At 70.6% G+C, this 22,866-nt stretch carries 14 protein-coding genes; 8 read left to right on the plus strand and 6 right to left on the minus strand.

Annotated elements, in window-relative coordinates:
• The first annotated feature begins 24 nt into the window (after positions 1 to 24).
• The 4 genes from GA0070213_RS19720 to GA0070213_RS19735 all read left to right on the plus strand — a co-directional run bounded on the left by GA0070213_RS19720 (position 25) and on the right by GA0070213_RS19735 (position 9,883).
• Positions 25 to 4,620 carry an anti-sigma factor antagonist gene (locus tag GA0070213_RS19720; protein WP_091066465.1) on the plus strand — a complete coding sequence of 1,532 codons (4,596 nt, stop codon included), beginning with the start codon at positions 25 to 27 and terminating at the stop codon, positions 4,618 to 4,620.
• 935 nt (positions 4,621 to 5,555) lie between these two features.
• Positions 5,556 to 6,410, plus strand: coding sequence for an SMP-30/gluconolactonase/LRE family protein (locus GA0070213_RS19725; RefSeq protein ID WP_245716474.1), 855 nt, complete (start codon positions 5,556 to 5,558; stop codon positions 6,408 to 6,410).
• Positions 6,411 to 6,437: 27 nt separating this feature from the next.
• Positions 6,438 to 8,168 carry a PQQ-dependent sugar dehydrogenase gene (locus GA0070213_RS19730; RefSeq protein WP_091066473.1) on the plus strand — a complete coding sequence of 577 codons (1,731 nt, stop codon included), beginning with the start codon at positions 6,438 to 6,440 and terminating at the stop codon, positions 8,166 to 8,168.
• Between the two features lie 257 nt (positions 8,169 to 8,425).
• Positions 8,426 to 9,883 (plus strand): SDR family oxidoreductase, encoded by a 1,458-nt coding sequence (locus GA0070213_RS19735; protein ID WP_091066479.1) that lies wholly within the window; start codon positions 8,426 to 8,428, stop codon positions 9,881 to 9,883.
• Positions 9,884 to 9,926: 43 nt separating this feature from the next.
• Here GA0070213_RS19735 and GA0070213_RS19740 read toward each other — a convergent pair whose 3' ends face one another.
• Positions 9,927 to 10,916: a zinc-binding dehydrogenase gene (locus tag GA0070213_RS19740; protein ID WP_245716475.1), complete on the minus strand. Its 990-nt coding sequence runs from the start codon at positions 10,914 to 10,916 to the stop codon at positions 9,927 to 9,929.
• 18 nt (positions 10,917 to 10,934) lie between these two features.
• Here GA0070213_RS19740 and GA0070213_RS19745 point away from each other — a divergent pair, with 18 nt between their 5' ends.
• Positions 10,935 to 11,564 (plus strand): TetR/AcrR family transcriptional regulator, encoded by a 630-nt coding sequence (locus tag GA0070213_RS19745; protein ID WP_091066876.1) that lies wholly within the window; start codon positions 10,935 to 10,937, stop codon positions 11,562 to 11,564.
• Between the two features lie 61 nt (positions 11,565 to 11,625).
• On the opposite strand, the gene GA0070213_RS19750 is transcribed toward GA0070213_RS19745, so the two are convergent.
• From GA0070213_RS19750 to GA0070213_RS19770, 5 genes are all read right to left on the minus strand, one after another.
• Positions 11,626 to 12,762 (minus strand): Gfo/Idh/MocA family protein, encoded by a 1,137-nt coding sequence (locus tag GA0070213_RS19750; RefSeq protein WP_091066486.1) that lies wholly within the window; start codon positions 12,760 to 12,762, stop codon positions 11,626 to 11,628.
• Entirely contained in the window at positions 12,759 to 15,233 is a 2,475-nt protein-coding gene (locus tag GA0070213_RS32550) for a glycoside hydrolase family 38 N-terminal domain-containing protein (protein ID WP_139128702.1), read from the minus strand. Before GA0070213_RS32550 ends, GA0070213_RS19750 begins: the two co-directional genes overlap by 4 nt.
• Positions 15,230 to 16,165: a PfkB family carbohydrate kinase gene (locus GA0070213_RS19760; protein WP_091066492.1), complete on the minus strand. Its 936-nt coding sequence runs from the start codon at positions 16,163 to 16,165 to the stop codon at positions 15,230 to 15,232. Before GA0070213_RS19760 ends, GA0070213_RS32550 begins: the two co-directional genes overlap by 4 nt.
• Positions 16,166 to 16,217: 52 nt before the next feature.
• Positions 16,218 to 18,089, minus strand: a complete 1,872-nt coding sequence (locus tag GA0070213_RS19765; RefSeq protein ID WP_091066497.1) for a glycoside hydrolase family 127 protein — start codon at positions 18,087 to 18,089, stop codon at positions 16,218 to 16,220.
• Between the two features lie 76 nt (positions 18,090 to 18,165).
• Positions 18,166 to 19,212: a LacI family DNA-binding transcriptional regulator gene (locus GA0070213_RS19770; protein ID WP_245716476.1), complete on the minus strand. Its 1,047-nt coding sequence runs from the start codon at positions 19,210 to 19,212 to the stop codon at positions 18,166 to 18,168.
• Between the two features lie 398 nt (positions 19,213 to 19,610).
• Between GA0070213_RS19770 and GA0070213_RS19775 the strand changes: the two genes are divergently transcribed.
• From GA0070213_RS19775 to GA0070213_RS19785, 3 genes are read left to right on the plus strand one after another with little or no spacing between them, the layout of a single operon-like run.
• Positions 19,611 to 21,044, plus strand: a complete 1,434-nt coding sequence (locus GA0070213_RS19775) for an ABC transporter substrate-binding protein (RefSeq protein ID WP_091066505.1) — start codon at positions 19,611 to 19,613, stop codon at positions 21,042 to 21,044.
• Positions 21,041 to 21,988, plus strand: a complete 948-nt coding sequence (locus tag GA0070213_RS19780) for a carbohydrate ABC transporter permease (RefSeq protein ID WP_091066507.1) — start codon at positions 21,041 to 21,043, stop codon at positions 21,986 to 21,988. The genes GA0070213_RS19775 and GA0070213_RS19780 overlap by 4 nt, the downstream gene beginning before the upstream one ends.
• 27 nt (positions 21,989 to 22,015) lie before the next feature.
• Complete coding sequence (locus GA0070213_RS19785) at positions 22,016 to 22,864, plus strand: carbohydrate ABC transporter permease (protein ID WP_091066510.1); 849 nt, start codon at positions 22,016 to 22,018, stop codon at positions 22,862 to 22,864.
• Positions 22,865 to 22,866: the final 2 nt, after the last annotated feature.

Below are 22,866 nucleotides of genomic sequence, written 5' to 3' on the forward strand. Positions count from 1 at the left end.
CCCGTCGCGACACCCAGGAGGGCCATGCAGGAGCGCCTACAGGACCTACGGCGCCGCGTCGGTGCGCCCTCCTACTCGACGATCGTCAACCACGCTGAGAGGCATGGCTACCGCCTCTCCACGTCGTCGATCACCAATCTCCTGAAGGCGGCTAGCAAACCACGCCTCGAGACGGTCGAGGCCTTCGTCGTCGGATGCATGGCCTATGCCATAGCGCGAAAGGCCCGGCGGCAGGTGCCGCCAGAGCTAGTCGATCTCAAGGCATGGCAGAAGCTCTATGCGGATACCTACCCCGAGCACGACGGCCCGCGCGAGACGTTCCCGCAGGATCTGCGCCAGAGCTATCTATCCCGCTTGTCGAAGCGGTACCACCACGTCGAGCTCCAAACCCTTTTGGCATCGGGTATCACCGGCTCGGCGACACCGGCATTGGCTGGAATCCTGGTTCAGCCGCGGGTACGACGAGACGTCCCGACCGTGGAACTGCCTCGCGAGGCCAGACTCCGGCCGGTCAGGGAGCTGATGTCGCTCGCTCTGCCGGACGGCATCGACGCTGATCTCGTCGTTCAAACCCGCCAGGCGCACGAGGCGCACCCGGTCCGCCCTGCGCTGGAGGTGCTGACTGATCCGAGCCTGCAACACCTGGTCCTGCTCGGTGACCCCGGGTCCGGCAAATCCGTGATGATTCGCCACCTGGCATCGCTGCTGAGTCACCAAGGGGCCGCGTCGCGGGCGGCTCCGCTGGACGGAGCGCTACCGCTTCTCGTCGAGCTACGCGTGTTCGCCGCACCTCGATGGCGTGACGGCACCTTCATCGAGCTCCTGGATCACCTCTACCGCAGCGAAGGACTGGGGTTTCCGGCCGAGACGCTTGAGGCGCTCTTCCGCGACGACGGCCGCGCCGTCGTCGTGTTCGACGGCCTCGACGAGATCTTCGACGCGGAACTGCGGCAACGTGTGAGTCACCAGATCGCCGGGTTCGCGTTCCACTACCCGCGTGTCCGCATCGTAGTGACGTCGCGGCCGACGGGTTATCGGCGAGGGCCCCTGGAAGGGGTCGGCTTCACCCACTTCATGCTGCAGGACTTCGACCGGCACGAGGTCGAACAGTTCGTCGACCGGTGGTACACGGCCCACCGGCCGGGTGGCGATGTGTCCGCCAAGATGCTCAGCACAAGGTTCATGTGGGCCTACGACAACTCCACGCCGGTGCGCGAGCTGTCCGGCAACCCGTTGCTTCTGACCATCCTGGCCGTCGTGAACGAGCGGCACTCCATACCTCTGCATCGTCGCGACGCTTACGAGCACGCCCTCGGCATCCTTGTTGATCAGTGGGACGTCAACAAGCATCTTCGCCACGACGCCGTGCTGCAGCTCGACCGGGCCGGCAAGATGGACATGTTGCGATGGGTGGCCCGGGCGACTCTGCGCGGTGGCGGCCTGGCGGGCAACTACATCCAGGGTGAGACGCTGCTCGGCGAGCTGGAGATCTACCTTCGCACCCGCTACGAGCTGCCGGCGTACCAGGCACGACCCGCGGCACAGGCCATCGTCGCGGAGTTCCGGGAGCGCACATTCGTCATCAGCCGATTCGGCGCCGATGTGTACGGCTTCGTACACCGCTGCTTCCTTGAGTACTTCGCCGCGGCGGACCTCGCCCACAGGCTGACGGTGGATCGCGACCAGCTGGTGCCGGACCTTTTCGGCCGGAACTGGTCGAGCCCGGAGTGGCATGAGGTCCTGGTCCTGGTCACCGGCATGATTCCGGACAAGGATGCCGCTCAGGCGATCGATCAGCTCCTGGCGGCCGACCCGCTGTGGTACTGGCGCGACGACGCCGATCCCCAGCACCTGTTGTTGGCGTTACGCTGCCTCGGCGAGGTACGGCAGCCACGCCGGCTTCCTGACCAGGGGATTCGCATGAGTCAGGCGCTCCTGGCCATGCTGGAGACGGCACACCGGCGGGAAACGCTGGAGCACGATGACGCGTTGGCTCGCGCACTCCTTGCCGTCGGTCCTCCCATCCTGGAGGCCCTCGGGTCGGCTTGGGCGGGTCATCCTTTGTTCGACTGGTGGTATCGGACACGCGGCCGCTTCCTACCGGTCTCTCCAGCCGTATCGGCTCCGGTATTCGCGGCTGCGACGCGGCTGTGTGCCGCATTGTCGACCGGGGTCGACGAGGTCCGCCAGATTCTCGCCGTGGAGGCAGAGATCAATCTTGATCCACTGGCCCGCGTCGCGGCCGTTGCCGCGCTCGCGGCGGGCTGGCCGGAGCATCCGGCTACCGCACGTATCATCCGGCGGTGCGCGACTGTCGACACCGACAAAGATGTACGCCGAGAGGCACTGCGGACGCTCGTGAGCCGATGGCCGCACGACTACAAGACCGACAAGTCGCTCTGGCAAGCACGCACCGACCCGAACCGCGCCGTTCGCCGTGCCGCAATAGGCGGCGCCACGGCCATGTGGTCCAACAGCTCATATCGCCTCGAGTTCCTACGATCGATGGTTACCGACGCCGATCCGGCTGTCCGTGAGGCTGCTCTGTCGACTCTGGTCCGCTACGACACCGCCGAGCCGTCAACGGCCGTGCTCACCCGGGACCTTGCCGCCGACGACCCCGAGCCCATGGTGCGGCGCACGGCAGTACGGGCTCTCGCCGAGCGCTGGCACACCCTCCCCGACACCATGCGACTGGTCCGCCGTCGCATCACCGATGACCCCGACCCCCAGGTACGCAGCGCTGCCCTCAACGCGGTCGCGACGTACTGGCCCGAGTATCCGAGCGCGCGGTCCATGGTGCAGCGGCACGCCGCCCGTGACCCGCACTGGAGCGTGCGCCGCAGCGCCTTACAGGCGCTCGCCTCCGGCTGGCCCGAGGACGAGAGAAGCCTCGCTGCGATTCGCGCCTGTGCGACCCGTGACCCGGTCGCCCTCGTCAGGGCCGTCGCGCTACGAACTCTCGCTACCCGGTGGCCGACCCATGCGAGCGTGCGCGAGTTGCTGTTCCGCCGTGTCCGGGAGGACGACGACTGGACCGTCCGGAGCGCCGCCTGGGAGGCGGTGGCGACCGTGTGCCCGGGCGATACCCGGGCCTGGGCCGGCCTTCGTGAGACTCTCGCCGGCGACCCCGTACCGGCACTCCGTGCGATGGCCGTCGCCTTGGCCGCCAAGGTCCGTCCGGAACACCCGCAAGCGCGGGACGCGGTCATCGACGCTGCTCGGGATCCTGATCCACAGGTACGCGGCGCGGCAGTACAGGCGCTGGGCACGGCATGGGTCGACGACCCGGCCGTCCGCGACGCTCTGCTTGATCGCGCGGTGCATGACGACGACCATCGCGTCCGATGCGCCGCCGTCGCTGTCGACCTGCTACCGGCCGATGTCCTCCGGGAACGCCTCCATCTCGACCGCCATCCGTCGGTACGCCGCACCGCGCTCGTCTGCCTCGTGAGCCGATACCGGAGCCGCCCACTGCTGGTGCCGATCCTGTCCACCATGGTGGCCACGGACTCCGACCCCGAGTTACGGGCGCTGGCGGCGCGTTCGCTCGGCGACGCCCCGCCGGACGTGGCGCGCGAGGCGTTGGACGCCGCAGCGAATGATCCCGAATCGGCGGTTCGCGCCGCCGCGGCCGGCGCTCTGGCCACGTTCGGTTCACCTGCCCGGATCACCGTCCATCGGCTCGCTACCCAAGATCCCGACGCCTCGGTGCGCCGGACAGCCCTGCAGACCCTGTTCGGCACCTGGCCCGGCGACGACGCGACCTCTGCCGCGGTCCGAGCCGCGACCGCCGACACCGCACCGAGCTGTCGAGTGGTCGCACTTCAGCTGCTGGTCACGCAGGAGAAGACCCACCCGGACACCCTCGCACTGATGATCGCCGGCGCCGTCGAGGACCGCAGTCCCGAAGTGCGGCGAACAGCTGTCTACCTGTTGGCGGCCGAGTTGTGGGAAGCGGCCACCGTGCCGGACTTGATCAGGCGCCGAGCCGTGCTTGATCCGAACACGGAGGTACGGGTCGCCGCTCTCGCGGTCAGCGTGGCCCGGTCCCCGCTGGAACCGGCCACGCTGGCGGTAGTGCATGAGCGGCTCAGCAACGATCCCGACGACGAAATCCGGGTCCTTGCGGCGCGGACGATGGCAACCCGGTACCCCGACCATCCCCGAACTCACGACCTGCTGCATCGCTGCGTCACCACGGACAACAGCCCGGCCGTACGGGAAATGGCACAGGCGCTGATCCGTGGCACGGAGCCCTCCGGACGCTTCTCGACGTCGGTAGAGCCGTTCGGAATGGGTATCGCGGTGCTGTCCGCAGTGGGTGAGCTGGACATGGCAACGGTTCCCCAGTGGTGGGAGCAGTTCGAGGAGGCGATCGAGGCAGGGCTGACTCGCCTGGTCATCAACCTGGAACAGGTCACCTTTATGGACTCGGCGGCGCTGAGTGTCCTGACCCAGGTCAAGAACAGACTGGACGAGATCGGCGGTGAGATATCCGTAGCGTGTCCGCCGCGCGGAGTACTCCGCCTACTCGAGGTCAGTGGCCTGGTGGAGGTCATGAACGCGCTCCCGACGGTGGCCGACGCGCTGCAGCGGTACCACCTGCCCCTCAGTTGAGGAGAGTGAGAGGGGCTGTCTTCACCTTCGCTGACGTCGAGGACGACCTTGCCGGTGTACGACTGGCCGGCGGATCGGAAGTCGAACTCGCAGCCGACGAGGGCCCGGGTCACCTCGCGGTTCGGCTCGGTGCGCGTCAGCGTCCAGGGCCCGTCCACGGCGCTCGGCAGCGCCTTGGCCGCGTCTCCACAGGAGGGAACGACCTGGGTCGTCACCGAGCGGCCCTCATCGCCACAGCTCTCACGAACCGATGCCCAGCAGGACGACGCCAACCACGATCGCCAGCGACTTCCCGCCCCTCTGTACGTTCACCATTCCGGCCATCGCTCACCACGAGGAAACTCCTTGTCCTGTCGGACGATCGCCGGTTCGCCGCCGCCAGCCGTACCCCTGCCCGCACCCGCCGATCGGGACGAGGCACACAGTTGCCTCGGCCGGCCCACGCGGTGCCGTCGACTCCGGCTTGCGGGAACGGCGTGCTGTCGTGGCCGCAGGTGCGCAAAGGATGGTCGCGTACCTCCTGGCGCCGGCCGGTCCGACACGATCGCCCACCGACCGCTCGTCACCGTCCAGGACTTCAAACTGGCCCAGATGATGCGGGGCCCCGCATCCTCGCCTAAGCTGCGACCACACGCATCGATGTTTTTCGATACGAGGTGTTCGTGGCCGAGGCCTGCCCACTGGCAACCACCGCCGCCGCATCTACCGATCTCAATTGGAGTGCTCCGATGAACCGGCGTCCAACCACGGCCGCACTCGCCGGCCTGTGCCTCGCACTCACCACCGCACCAGGCCCCGCCGGCGCCACACCCCCGACACCTCCGGACGCCGCTCATGTGAACGCTAACACCAACCCGCTCGCGGGCCCGCCCGGCGCACCCCCAGGGGTCTGCCCCGGTGGCACCGGGTACGGCCCACCCCTGCCGGCCGGTTCCGTGGCCGCGACGAAGATCCGGAGCGGGTTCTCGTTCCTCGAAGGACCGGTCTGGATCGCCGACGGCGGCTACCTGCTGATGTCCGACATGGCCGCGGGCACCGGGCCGAACAACGTGCAGCCCGCCACGATCCGCCGGTTCACCCCGCCGGCGACCTTCGACACCTTCATCGCCGACGCCGGCAGCAACGGCCTGGCGCTCAGCACCGACGCCCAGCAGATCATCGCCGCCACCCACGACCAGCGGAACGTCTCCGCATACCGACTGAGCGACCGGACCCGCAGCACCGTCGCCGCCGACCACCAGGGCCGGGCGTTCAACTCACCCAACGACGTCACGGTCCGATCCGACGGCGTCGTCTACTTCACCGACCCCACCTTCCAGCGCGGCAGCCGACCGGACCAGATGAGCGGACGTACCAGCGTCTTCCGCGTCTCCGGCGGCCAGGTGTCGCTGGTGGACGACCGGCTGCGGCAACCCAACGGCATCGCACTCTCCCCCGACGGCAGCACGCTCTACGTGGGCGCCTACGCCGAGAACAAGATCTACAGGTACGTCGTCCAGCCCGACGGCAGCACCGGCGCCCGCAGCGTCTTCGTGAACTACCTCGGCGGTCCCGACGGGGCCACCGTCGACTGCGCCGGCAACGTGTACTGGGCCTCCGGCTCGGACGGGCTGATCCACGTCTACTCGCCCGCCGGCGCGCAGCTCGGCACGATCCGCTCCGGCGGCGCCGGCACCACCAACGTGGCGTTCGGCGGACCCGACCGGCAGACGCTCTACATCACCTCCGGCCGAACCAACGACTCCGGCCTGTACAGCGTGCGACTCAACGTCCCCGGCTACCCGTACTGACCAAGAACCCCGGAAGGAAGAACACCCGTGCGGATTCGTCCTCACCAATCCCGACACCGCGTCCCGCTCGCCCTGCTGGTCTGCGCCGGCACCGTCCTGACCGGCGTACCCGCCAGCGCCGCACCGGCGGCCGGGAGCCGGCCGGCGGCCCGGCTCGCCGCCGACACCAGCCCGCCCACCCGGCCGACCGGCCTGCGCAGCACCCGGCTGACCTGCCAGTCCGTCACGCTCGCCTGGTACGCCTCCCGGGACAACGTCGGCATCGCCTTCTACGACATCTACCACGACGGCCAGCTCGTCACCTCGGTCCCGGGACGGACGCTGACCGCCACGCTCAGCGTCGTGCAGGGGGTCACCTGGGGCTGGTACGTCAACGCCCGCGACGCCGCCGGCAACGTCTCGCAGGCCAGCTCCACGCTCCCGGTCACCCCGCCGTTCTGCCAGCAGGACACGTCTGCGCCCAGCACGCCGACCAACCTGGCCGCGACGGTCAACGGCACGGACGTGACCCTCACCTGGTCGGCCGCCACCGACAACGTCGCGGTCACCGGCTACACCATCCTGCGCAACGGTACGGCGGTCGGCTCCACCACCGGCACCGCCGGCAGCCCGCCGGCGACCACGTTCACCGACACCGGGCTGACGCCCGACACCGACTACCGGTACACCGTGACCGCCCGGGACGCCCAGGGCAACGTCTCGGGCACGAGCGCCGCGGTCACCGCGCACACCGGCTCGGGCTGCACGAGCCCGATCTGCGGCGCCACGGCGATCACCACCGAGAAGGACCTGCCCTGGGGCCTGGTGCAACTGCCCGACGGCACGGTCCTCTACGGCCGGCGCGACCTGTTCGACATCGTCGCCATGAACCCGGACGGCACCGACAAGCACAGCATCGGCACCGTGCCGAACGTGGCCGGCACCAACGGCGAGGGCGGCGTGCTCGGGCTGGCCGTCTCGGCCACCTTCACCACCGACCACTGGCTGTACATCTACCACACCACCACGACCGACAACCGGATCGTGCGCATCCGCTACGACGGCACGCTGCAAACCGGCACCGAGCAGGTACTCGTCACGGGAATCCCGCGCAACAAGTACCACAACGGCGGCCGGCTGCGCTTCGGCCCGGACGGCAAGCTCTACGCCTCCGCCGGCGACGGACAGGACCCGGACGTGGCCCAGGACACCACCAACCTGGGCGGCAAGGTGCTGCGGCTCAACCCGGACGGCACCGTGCCGGCGGACAACCCCTTCGGCAACTACGTGTGGAGCTACGGCCACCGCAACCCGCAGGGACTCGCCTTCGACTCCCAGGGCCGGCTCTTCGAGCAGGAGTTCGGCAACAACGTCATGGACGAGACCAACCTCGTCGTCAAGGGCGGCAACTACGGCTGGCCCGCCTGCGAGGGCACCTCCGGCGACTGCGCCAACCCGACCTTCAGGGCCCCGATCCGGACGTACCCGGTGGCCGACGCCTCGTGCAGCGGCCTCGCGATCATCCGGGACGTGCTCTACATCGCCTGCCTGCGCGGCAACCGGATGTACCGTGCGGAGATCAGCGGCAACACGCTGACCAACGTCCAGCAGTACTTCGTCGGCACGTACTTCCGGCTGCGCACCGTCGAACCGACCCTCGACGGCAACCTGTGGCTGACCACGAGCACCGGCGGGGACAAGGACAGCATCCCGAACAACAGCAACGAGAAGATCCTCAAGGTGACCCTCGGTGCGGCGGCGTCCGGTTCCACGAGCTGACGGCGAGCCGGGAATCCGGCGCCGCCAGCCCTCGGAGGGTGCCCGTGTCGTGCGGGCACCCTCCGAGCGGGCTGCACCGAGCTTCGTGCGGCTGGACGTGCACGGTTTCCGTACCACGGGCGAGGTCGGCCTCCACGATCTTCGGGCTGCTGAGCAGAGGCGGGATGCGGCGGAGGCCATGCGGTGCGTACAGTTCCGGGTCGGACTTGGGGTGGCCGGGTAGATCCGGCGCAGGGAACGGGACGAGACAGCGACGCATGACGGCGGACAACATTACCGAAACCGGTCAAGACGGCATTGACCGCAGACGGCTGGAGACCTGTCTCAGCGTCTTCGAGGCGTTGGAGTCCCTGCCTCCCGATCACCCCGACGTGGTGCGGGTGCAACGGGCCACCGCGAAGCTCTACAAGGTGATCAAGCAGCGGCGACGCGAGGAACGGCGGGATGCCATCGCGGCGGCCGACCGCGCGGTGACGGCGGCCACCGCCACCGGCGCCCCGGGCCGGATCGACGACGAGACCCAGGGCATCCCGCTCGCCTCCCCCACCGCCGGTACCACGGCCGGCTTCCTGCACAATCCGCGCGGCTGCTACGTCTGCAAGCAGCGCTACCACGAGGTGGACGCCTTCTACCATCAGCTCTGCCCGCCCTGCGCCACGCTCAACCGGGAGCGCCGTGACGCCCGCACCGACCTGACCGGCCGGCGCGCGCTACTCACCGGCGGCCGAGCCAAGATCGGCATGTACATCGCGCTGCGGCTGCTGCGCGACGGCGCGCACACCACGGTAACCACGCGCTTCCCGCACGACGCGGTCCGCCGATTCGCCGCGATGCCGGACAGCGGGGACTGGCTGCACCGCCTGCGGGTCGTCGGGATCGACCTGCGCGACCCCGCGCAGGTGATCGCCCTCGCCGACTCGGTCAGCGCCCAGGGACCACTCGACATCCTGATCAACAATGCGGCGCAGACCGTCCGCCGCACGCCCGGGGCGTACGCGCAGCTCGTCGCCGCGGAGGCGGCGGCCCTGCCGGACGGCCCCTTGCCGGAGCTGATCACGTTCGCCAAACCTGCCGGCCAGGGCGACCCGGCGGGAATGATCGCCGCGCCGCAGTCGGCCACGGTCACCCCGCAGGCGCTCACCGCGCTGGCGCTGACCAGTGGCTCTGCCTCGCCGGATCGGATCGCGGCAGCCACCGCCATCGACGCCGGCGGTCTGGTGCCGGACCTCGATCCGGTCAACAGCTGGGTGCAGCGGGTGCACGAGGTGGATCCGGTCGAGCTGCTCGAAGTGCAGCTGTGCAACGTGACCGCGCCGTTCGTGCTGGTCAGCCGACTGCGACCGGTGATGGCCGCAGCGCCAGCCCGGCGGAAGTACGTGGTGAACGTGTCGGCGATGGAGGGCCAGTTCGCCCGCGGCTACAAGGGGCCGGGGCACCCGCACACCAACATGGCCAAGGCCGCGCTGAACATGCTCACCCGGACCAGCGCCCAGGAGATGCTGGCCGACGGCATCCTCATGACCAGCGTCGACACCGGCTGGATCACCGACGAGCGGCCCCACCCGACGAAGATGCGCCTGGCGGACGCCGGCTTCCACGCCCCGCTGGACCTGGTCGACGGTGCGGCCCGGGTCTACGACCCGATCGTTCGCGGCGAACAGGGCGAAGACCTGTACGGCTGCTTCCTGAAGGACTACGCGCCCTGCGCCTGGTGATCAGCGCGCCCTCGACCACGGCGTGGGCGGCAATCGGCTCGACTCAGGGCGTCAGCACGACGCGGCCGAACACCTTGCCCGCGTCCATCTGCCGGTGAGCCTCGGCCGCCTCGGTCAGCGGCAAGGTCTCGTGCACCACGGAGGTGAGTTCTCCGCGGGCGGCCGCGGAGAACTGGGCCTGCCGGATGGCGTTGCGGCCGGGGTTGGGCACGGTGTTGAGGCTGAACGTCGCGAACGAGCGGGATCGCTGGAACGACGTGATCAGTTTCGCGCCGAAATTCTCGGGAGGATAGCCAGCGACCACGCCCACCGAGACCAGGCGGCCGTTGTCGGCGAGACGGTCGAGGAACGAGGGCATGTCGGGGCCGCCGACGACGTCGAGGACGACGTCGAACTCGGCGGGCGAGCCGGCGCCGACGCCGGATCGGTCCAGCACCTGGGTGGCACCCAGGGCGCGCAGCCGGTCACCCCGTACGGGGGATGACGTTGTCACCGCGATCGGGCCGGGGGAACCGGCCGCGGCCAGTTGGACGGCCATGATGCCGATGCTTCCGGCGGCGCCTCGCACCAGCAGCGACTCGCCCTCGGCGAAGTGGGCGTGGGCCAGTGCGAAGTGGGCCACCGGGCCGGAGCTGCCCAGCGTCACCGCGTCGGTCGGGGACAGGCCGTCGGGCAGAGCCGTGACGTCTTCGACGCGGGCGACCGCCTGTTCGGCGTAGGCGCCGCCGGAACCGGTGAACGCCCACACGCTGCTGCCGGTCCAGCCCGGGTCGACGCCGTCGCCCACGGCGATCACACGCCCGGCCACCTCGCTGCCGGGGATCATGCCTTCGCGGAATCCGTAACCGCTCAGAGTGCCGCGCCGGATGACGGCGTCGACACCCCCGACGCCGATCGCCTCCGTCGCGATGAGCACCTCACCGGCGGCGGGTTCGGGGGACGGCACGTCGACCACGGTCAGGCCGCTGGGATCGCCGAACCTCTGGATGCTGATCGCTCGCATGCCGCCAACGTATCGGACGCCCCCGTCCACTTGGCTAAAATGAGATCCATGGCCGACCGTCTGCCTCACATGCTCCGCTCGGATGCCCGCGACAACCGGAACCGCCTGCTGGAGGCCGCCCGGGCCGTCTTCTCCGAGCACGGGCTGGACGTGCCGATGCGCGAGATCGCCCGCCGCGCCGAGGTCGGGCCGGCGACGCTCTACCGGCATTTCCCTACGAAGCAGGCACTTGTCGAGGAGGCGTTCACCGACGAGCTGCGGGCCTGCAGCGGCATCGTACGCGCAGGATGCGCCGACGCGGACCCCTGGCGCGGGCTGTGCGCGGTCGTCACCCGGATCACCGAGCTCAACGCGCACAATCAGGGGTTCGTCGACGCCTTCCTGTCGTCGTATCCGGGGGCGGTCGACTTCGCGGCGCATCGCGCGGGCATGCTGCGGTCGCTCGCGCTGCTGTGCCGGCGGGCCCAGGAGGCGGGCTCGTTGCGGGCGGACTTCGTGCTGGACGACCTGATCCTGGTGTTCATGGCCGGCCGTGGGTTGTGGGCGACGCCACCCGACGTACGGGTGGCGGCAGCACGGCGATTCGCAGCGCTGACCCTCGAAGCCTTTCGAGCCTCACCCGCGGGAACCGCCCTGCCTCCGCCGGCCCGAGTCGCCCGTGCCGCGGTGAACGGGTGATGCGGGCCGGAGGGCGGCTGCCCGCTTGTCCGGCCGTGCGTCCCGCGACGCCGGCCACGATTCAGAGGTCGAGCTGGGCGGAGAGTTCGGCCGGCTCGACCGGGCGGCCGCCCTCCAGCGCCGATCGGCGGACCGCCTCCATCAGACAGAACGTCTCGATGCCTTCGACCAGGTCCGGCGAGTGGTCGGCGCCCGAGGTGAGCGCGTCGGCGAAGTACTGCAGGTAGTTGGCGAACTCCCCGTAGTGCATGCCGTGCACCTCGTTGTTGAAGTGGTAGTGGCGGTACTCGTAGAGCATGTCCTCCACCACCTCGGTGCCGTCCGGCGCGGTGTGCAGGTAGCGCATGTCGTGGTACTGCGCCATGGACGTGCCGGTCGAGCCGTACAGCAGGCACTCGATCGAGTTGCGGGCCCGCGGCAGTTCGTGCATGCCGTAGTGGCCGAACACCCGGCCGAGCCGCCCGTCCGCGGTCATCGCGTTGACCGAGTAGATGTCGTACGACGCGCAGCCGCGCGCGCGGGCCAGCGCCGAGTGGGTGCCCACGGCCGCCACGGACGCGATCGGTCCGAGATACCAGCGCAGCAGGTCCAGCGGGTGGCTCAGGCCCAGGTACACCCAGTCGGTGTCGCCGACGATCCATGGCGCCCGGTCGTAATACCAGTCCATCCGGTGCGTGTAGTGCGCCTCGACCACCTCGACGTCGCCCACCTCGCCGCGCTCGTACGCCGTGCGCTGCCGCCGGAACGACTCGAAGAACCGGGTCGACTGGCCGACCAGCAACCGCCGCCCGGTGCGCCGGGCCGCCGCGAGCACCTCTCGAGCCGCCGCGAAGTCGTTCACGAGCGGCTTGGTGCACACCACGTCCTTGCCGGCCTCGAACGCCGCCACGATGTGCTCGGCGTGCAGGTGGTCCGGCGTGTAGACGCCGACGATCCGCACGTCGTCCCGAGCCAGCAACTCGGGGTAGGAGGTCGTCATGGCCACCTCGGGCACGTCGGCGCCGACCTCGGCCAGGGTGTCCGGGTCGAGGTCGCACCCGGCAACCGGCCGCACGCTGCGGGTCCGGTACGCGGCCAGCAGGGCGGTCCGCCCCTCGTGCAGGCCGACCACCCCCAGGCCGAGCCGCTGCTCCGGCGGCACGGACTCGTCCCGGGGGTACGAGTGGGTGCCACGGGCGACCCGGGGAAAGTGGCTCATCGGTCCTCCTCGGTGCGGTGGACCGTCGCCCACACCTCGCGGTGCGCGTCCAGGTCCCGGGACTGCTTGCCGGCCTCGACGAGGTCCAGGACGACGGTGGTGATCTGGTGGGCGCGCAGGCCGACCGTGATCCGCGAGGCGCCGTCGGCCGCTCGTACCGACAGCGGTTCGCGCAGTTCACCGAGGACGCTGGCCCGCCAGGCCCGTGCGACAGTGCCGGTCACCACGAGGGCGGCGTCGCCGTCGTCCCCGTCGAACTCGACCAGCCGGACCAGCACCGGCCGGTCCAGCGTCGCGGTGGCATGCTCCGGCAGCCCGGCTCCGGCGTACCCGGTCTCCCGGTAGACCGCGGTGACCGCGGCCCCGGGCCGGCCGTCGAGCCGGACCAGGGACAGCGCCGGCGGCAGCTCACCGCCGTCGACAGCCGGCCGGACCGTCACGACCGGCCGGGTGAACTCCTGTGCCAGCCGCCACCGGACGGCCGGGGTGAGACCGTCGTGCGCCAGCACCCGGGCCCGGGCGTGCAGCTCGGCGGTGAAGTGCTGCTCGTCCCAGGGGTCACGCATGGACAGCACGTTCCAGGCGCCCCGCTCGGCGCGCAGGAAGCCCTGGCTGCCGTCGTGCAGCCAGAGCAGCCCGGCGCCGTCGGCGTCGAGCAGGTCGATCAGTTGCAGGCCGGTGAACGGGTCGACGACCTCCTCGAACACCTGCGGCGAGGTCATCCAGTCGCCGATCGGATACTTGCGTTGATACCGGCCGCGGCCGTTCACCGGGCCGAGCGCGTACGGGGTGTCGTGCCAGACCGTCCGCACCCGCAGGTCCGGTTCCACCAGCGTCATCAGGCTGGCATGGTGGCGGCCGTCCGGCGGTGCCACCGCGGCCGAGTCGAACGACAGGTCCACCGCGTCCAGCTCCGGCGCGAGCGTCACGGTCAGCCGGATCTCGTCGCCGGCCGGCGACCCGAGCGCCAGCACCACCCGGTCCGATTCGACGCGTACCGCGGTCGGGACGTACCGGTGCTCGACGCCGCCACGTTCGCAGCGCAGGCCGCCCAGCCCGGCCGGGCCGCAGCCCAGGCCGCCGACGTGGGTGACGACCCCGCGGCGTCGGTCCACCACCACCTGGAAGTCGCCCCGGCGCAGCGTGACGGCGTCGCCGTCGTCGACAACCGTCACGGCCGCGACGGCGCGGTGACCGTCGGCCGCGTCGTCGTCGAGAACGGTCCAGCCGACCGCCGGCACCTCGACGCGGCGGCCGTCGCGCACCACCGACCGGGCCCAGCCGAGCGGGTTGACCAGCACGGTCCGGCCGGCGGGACCGGGCGTCCGGCCCGCGATGCCGGCGACGCTGCGGTCCAGCACCGCGCGGGCCAGCGCCTGCCCCCGGTCCAGGCCGGCGCGGCCCACGTGCCCGCAGAGCCCCTCACACTCGTCGTTGTCGTGATGCTGGAAGGCCAGCAGTTCCCGCCAGCCCTCCTCCAGCTCCCACACCGGGTAGACGTCCCAGTGCGGGTACGGCCGACCGAGCCGGCCGGCCAGCACCGACAGCGCCTCGGCGGCCAGCAGCGTCTGCTCGGTCTCGCGGCTGCGCCGGTGCCCGAGGTCGCCGTTCTTGCCCAGGCTCATCCCGTGGAAGACGTCATCCATCGTGTACCTGCGCACCGGGGCGTGCGGGCCGACGGCCGCCAGCACCTCGGCGAGGGTACCGAACCGGATGTCCAGCCCCGGCGTGGACAGCAGCTCCCTCATGCCGTCGAGCAGCAGCTCGGAGCGGCACATCCAGTCCGGCGACGGAAGCAGCTCCAGCCATTGCTGGATCACCGGCGCCGGCGACTCCGTCAGCAGGGGATGCTCCTTGAGCGCGGTGAAGTCCTCCGGCCACTGGTGCAGATTCAACGGGCCGCGCGGGGTGGCGAGGATCCGGGTCCCGTCCACGCCCTCCCACCAGATCGCCGGAGCGTCCTCCGCCGGCACGTGCGGGGTGTGCCAGGTCCACTGGAAGAACAGCGAGGCGTACCGGTGGCCGGTGTCGGCCAGCAGCTGCGGCAGCTGCGGGTAGAAGGAGAATTCCTCCTCCCAGTAGCTGACCGGCCGGACCCCCAGTAGCCGGCGAACCGCTCGGACCCCGTAGGTCAGCTGGCGGACCGCCGACTCGCCGTGGTGGAACAGCGGGTACGGCTGGCCGTAGCTGGCCCCGACGACCTCGATCGTGCCCGCCGCAACGGCGGCTCGCAGCTGCGCGAGCGCCTCCGGTTCCTCGGCGGCCATGCGTTCGTAGCCGACGGCGTCGAAGTTGAGATTGCCCCGGGCGCCGGTGGCGGCGGTGAAGGCGAGCATGTCGCGGACGGACGCGCCGAGTACGCCGTATCCCCACAGCCACTGCATGTCGACCCAGTGGAAGTGGTTGCCGAAGGTGTACCAGACCGGTCGGTCACCGCCGGCGCTCTCGCTCCCGGATCCGTCCACTGTCACTTTCCCGCTCCCTCGGTGAGGTCGGCATCGACGGGCTTCCGTCCCCGGTCGACCGCGTGCGGGCGGGCGCCCGACCGGGTGACCGCGCGGGAGCCGGCGGCCACGCCGGCGCCGACCGCGGTCGCCAGGTCGGTTCCGCCGGCCAGGGCCACCGCCAGCGCGCCGACGAACGCGTCGCCCGCCCCCACCGTGTCGATGACCGGCACCGTGGGGGCGGGACAGCGTCCCGGGCGTCCGTGCGGCCCGGCGAACACCGCGCCCGCCGGGCCGAGAGTGACCACCACGGCGCACCCGGCCCGCCCGGCGGCGGTGCCGGCGGCCTCCGGCGTCCGGATCTGGGTGCCGAACACGGCGCCGGCCTCGCTCTCGTTGACCACGAGTACGTCGAGCGCGGCCAGCAGGTCGGGAGCCAGTGCTGCGGCGGGAGCGGCGTTGCACACCGATCGCGCACCGGCGGCGCGGGCCGCGACGACCAGTGCCCGGACCGCCGGCTGCGGCACTTCGAGCTGGCAGACCGCCACGTCGCCGGGACCGAGGCCGGCGGCGGCGCGGCGTGCGTCGTCGACGTCGACGGCGCTGTTGGCACCGGCCGCCACGGCGATGACGTTCTCCCCCGCGGCGTCGACCAGGATCAGCGCGGTGCCGCTGGGCTCGTTGCTGTCGACCGTCACGCCGCCGGTGTCCACGCCGGCTGCCGTCAGGTCCGCCCGCATCCGGCGGCCGTACCCGTCGTCTCCGACTCGGCCGACCATGCGCACGGCCGGCCCGGTGGGTCCTGCGGCGTCGGCCGCGGCGACCGCCTGGTTGGCGCCCTTCCCGCCGCTGTGCACGCGCAGCCGCCCGCCGAGGACGGTCTGCCCGGCGGCGGGCAGCACCGGCACGTCCAGCACCAGGTCCGTGTTGAGGCTGCCGAACACGACGACGTCAGGCATGGGTGGGCTCCCTCGGGGGTGCGGCGTTGACGGCAACGGCGGCAGGTGCCGCCTAGGCGAGTGGCACGAAAACCCGCATTTCACCGGGCGTCCGGTTGGCCCACGCGAAGTAGGGGACCGCCGTGACGCTCACGCCCGAGGTCGGGGCGGCCGGCTCGCGGTACGGGCGGTACAGGGGCCCGTCGTCGACCGGGGCGGCGCCGGCTTGGGCGCTCAGCGTGCAGACGCCGCCCAGCAACTCCGGTTCGTGTGCCACGGTCCACCGCTCGACGCCGGTGAGCCGGATGTCGGCCACGGCCGTGCCGTGATGATCGGCCTGTTCGAGGCAGTAGACCAGCGGGCCCATGGCCAGCGCGGCCCGGCGGTGGACGGCGGTCACCCGGGGATGGCCGACGAGGGTCCGGACCTCGGTCGGGAGGGTCACCTCGACGGTGTCGCCGGCCGACCAGGTTCGGCGCAGGGCGATCCGCCGCCGGCCGGTGTCGAGCGCGACGGGGTCGCCGTTGACCCGGACCGTCACGTCCGCTCCGGCCCAGCCGGGTACCGGCAGGGTCACTGTGAACTCCCGGGGCTCGGCCGGGTCGACGGTGAGCCGCACCTCGCCGCGCCACGGCAGTTCGGTCGCCAGGTCGAGGCGTACCGGAATGCCGTCGGCCAGGCGCAGCTCGGCCTGGTTGCCGATGTAGAGCTGCACCTGGATGCCGTCGTCGTCGGTGGTGTAGAGGTAACCGGGCAGCGAGGCGAGCAGGCGGGCGATGTTCGGCGGGCAGCAGGCACAGCTGAACCACTCCGCCCGCCGGTGCCGCCCGGCGTCCGCGAGCGGATTCTGGTAGAAGAACTCGGTGCCCGACAGCGACAGCCCGGGCAGCACGCCGTTGTGCAGCGCGGTTTCCACCACGTCGCGATACTGCGGCTCCCCGGTGAGTAGCAGCAGCCGCCAGGCCAGGAAGATGTGCGCGATGGCGGCGCAGGTCTCGTTGTACGACCGGTCGGGCAGTTCGTACGCGTCGCCGAACGCCTCACCGTCCCAGCGTGCCCCCACCCCGCCGGTCACCGCGGTCTTGGCGCCGGACAGGTCGGCCCAGAGCCGTTCCAGCGCGGCCCGCAGCTCGGGGTCGCCGGTTTCCAGGACCACGTCGGCCATCCCGGAGTACAGGTACAGCGCCCGTACGGCGTGACCGGTGACCCGGTCCTGCTGGCGCACCGGCTGGTGGTCGACGAGATACTCGCTGCCGTCCAGCACTCCCCGGCCACGCGAGTCGAGCTGCCACGTGGCCAGCGTCAGCCAACGCTCGTCGCCGGTGGTGCGGTACAACTCGACCAGGGCCATCTCCAACCCGGGGTGCCCGCAGGCACCGGTCACCCGCCCGGGGGTGAACCGATCGGCGATGTGGGCGCAGGCCCGCAGCGCGACGTCCAGCAGCGTGCTCCGGCCGGTGGCCCGCGCGTGTGCCACGGCCGCCGCCACCAGGTGCCCGACGCAGTACATCTCGTGCCGCACCACCAGGTCGGTCCAGCGCTCGTGCACCCGGTCGACGGAGAAGTAGGTGTTGAGGTAGCCGTCCGGATCCTGGGCCCCGGCCACCAGTTCGATGACCGAGTCGAGCCGGTCGGCGAGCTCTTCGGAGGGGTGCGTGGCCATGCTCCAGGAGGCGGCTTCGATCCACTTGTAGACGTCCGAGTCGGAGTAGTACCGGCCGCTGAAGTCGCCGTCCGCGCTGCCGGCCGCGCGTGCGAAGTTGCGCAGCGCGCCGGTGCTCTCGCACTGAGCGTGTTGGGCGGGGATGGTCACCTCCCGGTTGCGCCGCAGCCGGGGTGCCCAGAAGTCGTCGGTGATCCGGACGTCCGGTGCCGAGACCGGACGCAGCCGGGCGTGGCGGCTGGCCGAGGTGTCGACGACGGGTCCGGGATGCTTGTCTGCCATGCGTGCTCCAGGGCGGCTCGATGCGGCACCGGGCCCGGCGGCCGGGCGCGGCGAGGGTTGACGGGTGCCGGTCGGGTCAGGCGTCGGGCACCAGCGGGTTGTCGTCCTGCCATGCGGTGCTGTCGGTGACCGGGGCCGGGCAGGAGGCGCGGACCGCCAGGGAACAGGGCAGCCGACGTACCCCCGGCTCGGGGTGGCCGTCGATGGCCCGCAGCAGGCTCTCGGCGGCCAGCCGGCCCAGGCGGTAGAGGTTCATGTCCACCGAGCACAGGGGCGGGCGGGTGGCGGCGGCCAGCAGTGTCCAGTTGTCGAAGCCGACCAGCGCCACGTCCTGCGGGATGCGGATCCCGAGCGCGCCGAGGGCGTCGGCCACCCCCCGGCCGATCTGGTCGCTGCCGCAGAAGATGCCGTCGACGGTGCGGTCGGTCAGCAACCGCTGCGCCGCGGCGAAGCCGGCGCGTTCGGTGAAGGCGCCGTAGGTGATGAGGTGGTCGGGCAGTTCGAGGCCCTCCTCGGCGAGCGCCCGGCGCGCGCCGGCGATGCGTTCCCGCACGGCCAGCACGGAGGCCGGCCCGGTGATGTGGACGATGCGCCGGCAGCCCTGCCGCAGCAGTTGCCGGGCGGCGAGCCAGCCGCCGTGCTCGTCGTCCACGGTGAGACTGCTGTCCTCCGGGTCGCTGGACGTCGTGTAGGCGTGCAGCACCGGGAACGGAAGGCTGCGCGGCAGCGGCGGTGCGGGGTCGGTGGCCCGGCCGGTCACGATCAGCCCGTCCACCCGGCGCGCCGCGAGCACGTCCAGGTAGTGCCGTTCCCGCACGGCGTCGCGGCGGGCGTCGCAGAGCAGCAGGCTCGCGGTGTCCACCGTCAGGGCGTCCTCGACGCCACCCAGCAGCGGTGGGGTGAACCGGCCGTAGCCGTCCCGGGTCAGCAGGCCGACCGTGTACGTGCGGCCGGTGGTGAGGGAGCTGGCGTTGCGGTTGGGCCGGAAGTCCAACTGCCGGGCGACGTCGAGGATGCGTTGCCGGGTCTCGGGACGCATCCGGCCCTTGCCGTTGAGCCCCTTGGAGGCGGTGGCGACGGAGACGCCGGCGACGCGGGCGATGTCGCGGATCGTGGCGGCCACTACCACCCCTTCGAGCGAGTTGAAAAACCGATTGCGCAGGCTGTTGAGAAACCTCGGTGGGCTTCTGAGGCCCACGGCTTGCCGGGTTCGGCAGCGGATGGCTATCGAAGCTAAGGGCATTGACATGGGAAATCCAGGGCTAGCCGGAAGAAATTTGCGATCGAACGCCGGCGATCGTCATCGACCAGTGGCTCTCGGTGAGAAACCGGTCGGTTCACGTTGGGAAACTGGTTTCCCTTGCTCTGACCGTTGACGACGTTTCACCTGGCTGGTTACGGTCCCTGCCAAGTTTTCCGGCGGAACGCTTCCGGCGGGTGAGGTGTCGACCCCCATCCGTGACCCGTGCTGTCTCCCGGCGCCCCCGGCCGGGCCCACCCGTCCCCCACGGCAGGAGCGAGATGAACGAGAACCAGATGCCGTCCGGCTTTCCCGCCGCGGCCGCCCGCGGCGCCTCGGTGAACCGCCGGACGCTGTTGCGGTGGGGCTTCGGCGCCGCCGCCGCGGTGACCGCCGCCCCGCTGCTGGCCGCGTGCGGCTCCGACGACGAGGCCGCCGCCGACGGCGAGGTGACCCTCAAGGTGGTGGGCTTCCAGGTGCCACCCGAGGAGAAGGGCTCCGAGCTGGACAAGGCGTACCAGAAGTTCCTCGCCGATTTCCAGGCCCAGAACCCGAAGATCAAGATCCAGCCGATCCAGGCGCCGCCCAACTTCGACACCCAGATCATCGTCGACCTCGCCTCGGGCAGCGCCCCGGACCTGTGGTCGCAGGACGCCTCCAGCCTGGCCCCGCTGATCCAGCGCAAGCTGCTGCTGGACATGCGCAAGGTCACCGCGAAGCTGCCGAGCCTGAGCACCGACCGGTTCTTCCCGCAGGTGCTGGAGATCCACAAGGGCGAGGACGGCGGGATCTACGGCCTGCCCAACGACTTCACCCCGATGGTGGTCTACTACAACCCCACGCTGTTCACCAAGGCGGGCGTACCGGTGCCCCAGGCCGGTTGGAGCTGGGACGACCAGCTGGCGGCCGCGCAGAAACTCACCCTGGACAACAAGGGCCGCAACCGGCTCGACCCCGCCTTCGACGAGGGCAACGTCGTGCAGTGGGGCTACCGGCTCAGCCAGTACGCCTACCAGTGGGTCTACCGGATCTGGCAGAACGGCGGCGACGTGATCTCGCCGGACAAGAAGACCGCCAACGGCTTCCTGGACGCCCCGGCCGCCATCGACGCCATCCAGTGGTACGCCGACCTGGTGCTCAAGCACAAGGTGGCGCCGTCGCCGTCGACGCTGGAGAAGCTGACCAACGCCTCCGACGCCAGCGCGCTGTTCGTGCAGGGCAAGTTCGCCATGTTCGACAGCGGCCACTGGTCGCTGGTCGGGCTCACCGGCGCCAAGGGCTACTCGCCGGAGAAGGTGGCCGTGGTGCCGCAGCCCAAGCGGGCCACCGAGGCCACCGCGCTGTACGAGTCGAGCTTCGTGCTCCGGCACGACCTGCCGGCGGCGAAGTACAAGGCCGCCGCGCAGTTCATCGAGGCGGCCACCAGCCGCGGCTACCAGGACACCAAGGCCATCACCGGGATCGCCCTCGCCGCGAACTCCGAGTCGGCGAAGGCGAGCCTCGGCAGCGACCAGGCGAAGTTCGCCGAGCTCGACAAGGTCTTCGTCGACGCCACCGCCAGCGGCCGGCCCCCGTACGGCTCGAAGATCGGGGCCTACCCGACCATCGAGAAGGCGCTGGACGGGATGATGGAGCAGATCCTGCGCGGGGCGCCCGTCCGGGACCAGGTGTCCAAGACCATCACGGCGATCAACCGCGAGCTGGCCAAGCGATGAGCGTGTCACCCGCCGGCGCCGTGCTGGACGTACCCGCACCCCGCGGGGACCGACCGGCGCGGCGCCGCCGGCGCTCGGAGCGGGTGGGCTGGCTGTTCATCCTGCCGGCCACCGCCCATCTGGCGCTGTTCGCGCTGGTGCCGATCATCTTCAGCCTCTACCTGTCGTTCCACGAGTGGAGTTCGCCGAGCTTCCTCAGCGCGCCCTTCGTCGGCCTGGACAACTACCGGTCCCTCCTGGGCGACGACCCGTTCTGGCACGCCATGTGGAACACGGCGTACTACACCCTCCTCTCGGTGCCGATCGGCATGGCGGTCAGCCTCGCCCTGGCCGTGCTGGTCAACCAGAAGCTGCGCGGGATGAACGTGTTCCGCGCCATCTTCTTCATGCCGGTGATCACCTCCTGGGTGGCCGTGTCGGTCATCTGGATCACCCTGCTCTCGCCGGACGCCGGGCTGGTCAACTACCTGTTCGAGCTGCTGCACCTGCCCAAGCAGAGCTGGCTGGACGACCCGAACGCCGCGATGTTCGCCATCGTGCTGATCAACACCTGGAAGACCGCCGGGTTCAGCATGGTGATCTGGCTGGCCGGGCTGCAGGCGGTGCCCCCGGAGCTGATGGAAGCGGCGTCCATCGACGGGGCCGGAAAATGGCGGCAGTTCTGGCACGTCACCCTGCCGCTGCTGGCACCCACCACGATCTTCCTGGTCATCACCGGCGTCATCGGCGGTTTCCAGGTGTTCACCCCCATGTACGTCATCACCGAGGGCGGGCCACTGGGCGCCACCGACGTGGCCGTCTACCACATCTACCAGCGGGCCTTCCAGGAGTTCTCGATGGGCTACGCCTCGGCGCAGGCCTGGGTGCTGTTCGCGGTGATCTTCCTGGTGACGCTGCTGCAACTGTGGTTCATCCGCCGACGTGGCGAGTCGAATCTCGTCTGACCCCTTCCCGCGACGGAGAGAGTCCCGATGTCCCGAAAGGCCCTGCTCGGTGCGCTGCGCACCGCGCCCACGTACGCGATCCTGGCGCTGCTGGGCGCCTTCATGCTGGTGCCGTTCCTGTGGATGGTGACCACGTCGCTGAAGCCGTCCGGCACCACGTTCTCCTACCCGCCGGACATCTTCCCCACCACCTGGGACTTCGGCAACTACGTCAACCTGTTCACCCTCGCGCCGTTCGGTAAGTACCTGCTCAACAGCGTGGTGGTCACCGCCGTCACCGTGCTGGGTCAGGTTGCCTTCTGCGCGAGCGCCGCGTACGGCTTCGCCCGGCTGAGCTTCGCCGGCTCGAAGTCGGTGTTCGTGCTCTTCCTGGCCACCATGATGATCCCGTTCCAGGTCACGATGATCCCGCTGTTCCTCATCGTGTTCCGGTTCAACTGGGTCAACACGTACCAGGGCCTGATCGTCCCGGGCATCTCCAGCGCCTTCGCCATCTTCCTGCTCCGGCAGGCGTTCCTCACCATCCCCCGCGACTACCAGGACGCCGCGCGCATCGACGGGGCCAGCGAGTGGACGGTGTTCTTCCGGATCTTCCTGCCCCTGGTCAAGCCCGCGCTGGCCACGGTGGCGGTGTTCGCCTTCATGGGCACCTGGAACGATCTGCTGTGGCCGTTGCTCATCGCCCGGGACGAGAACATGCGCACCGTGGAGCTCGGCCTCGCGTACTTCAACGTCACCTCCTCGGCCTACCAGCAGCCCAACTGGCCACTGATGATGGCCGCCTCGGTCGTCTCGCTGCTGCCGGTGGTGCTGGTCTACATCTGCGCCCAGCGGTACTTCGTGGCCGGCATCTCGCTGTCCGGCGTGAAGGGCTGAGC

The organism is Micromonospora humi (assembly GCF_900090105.1).
Taxonomy (GTDB): Bacteria; Actinomycetota; Actinomycetes; order Mycobacteriales; family Micromonosporaceae; genus Micromonospora; species Micromonospora humi.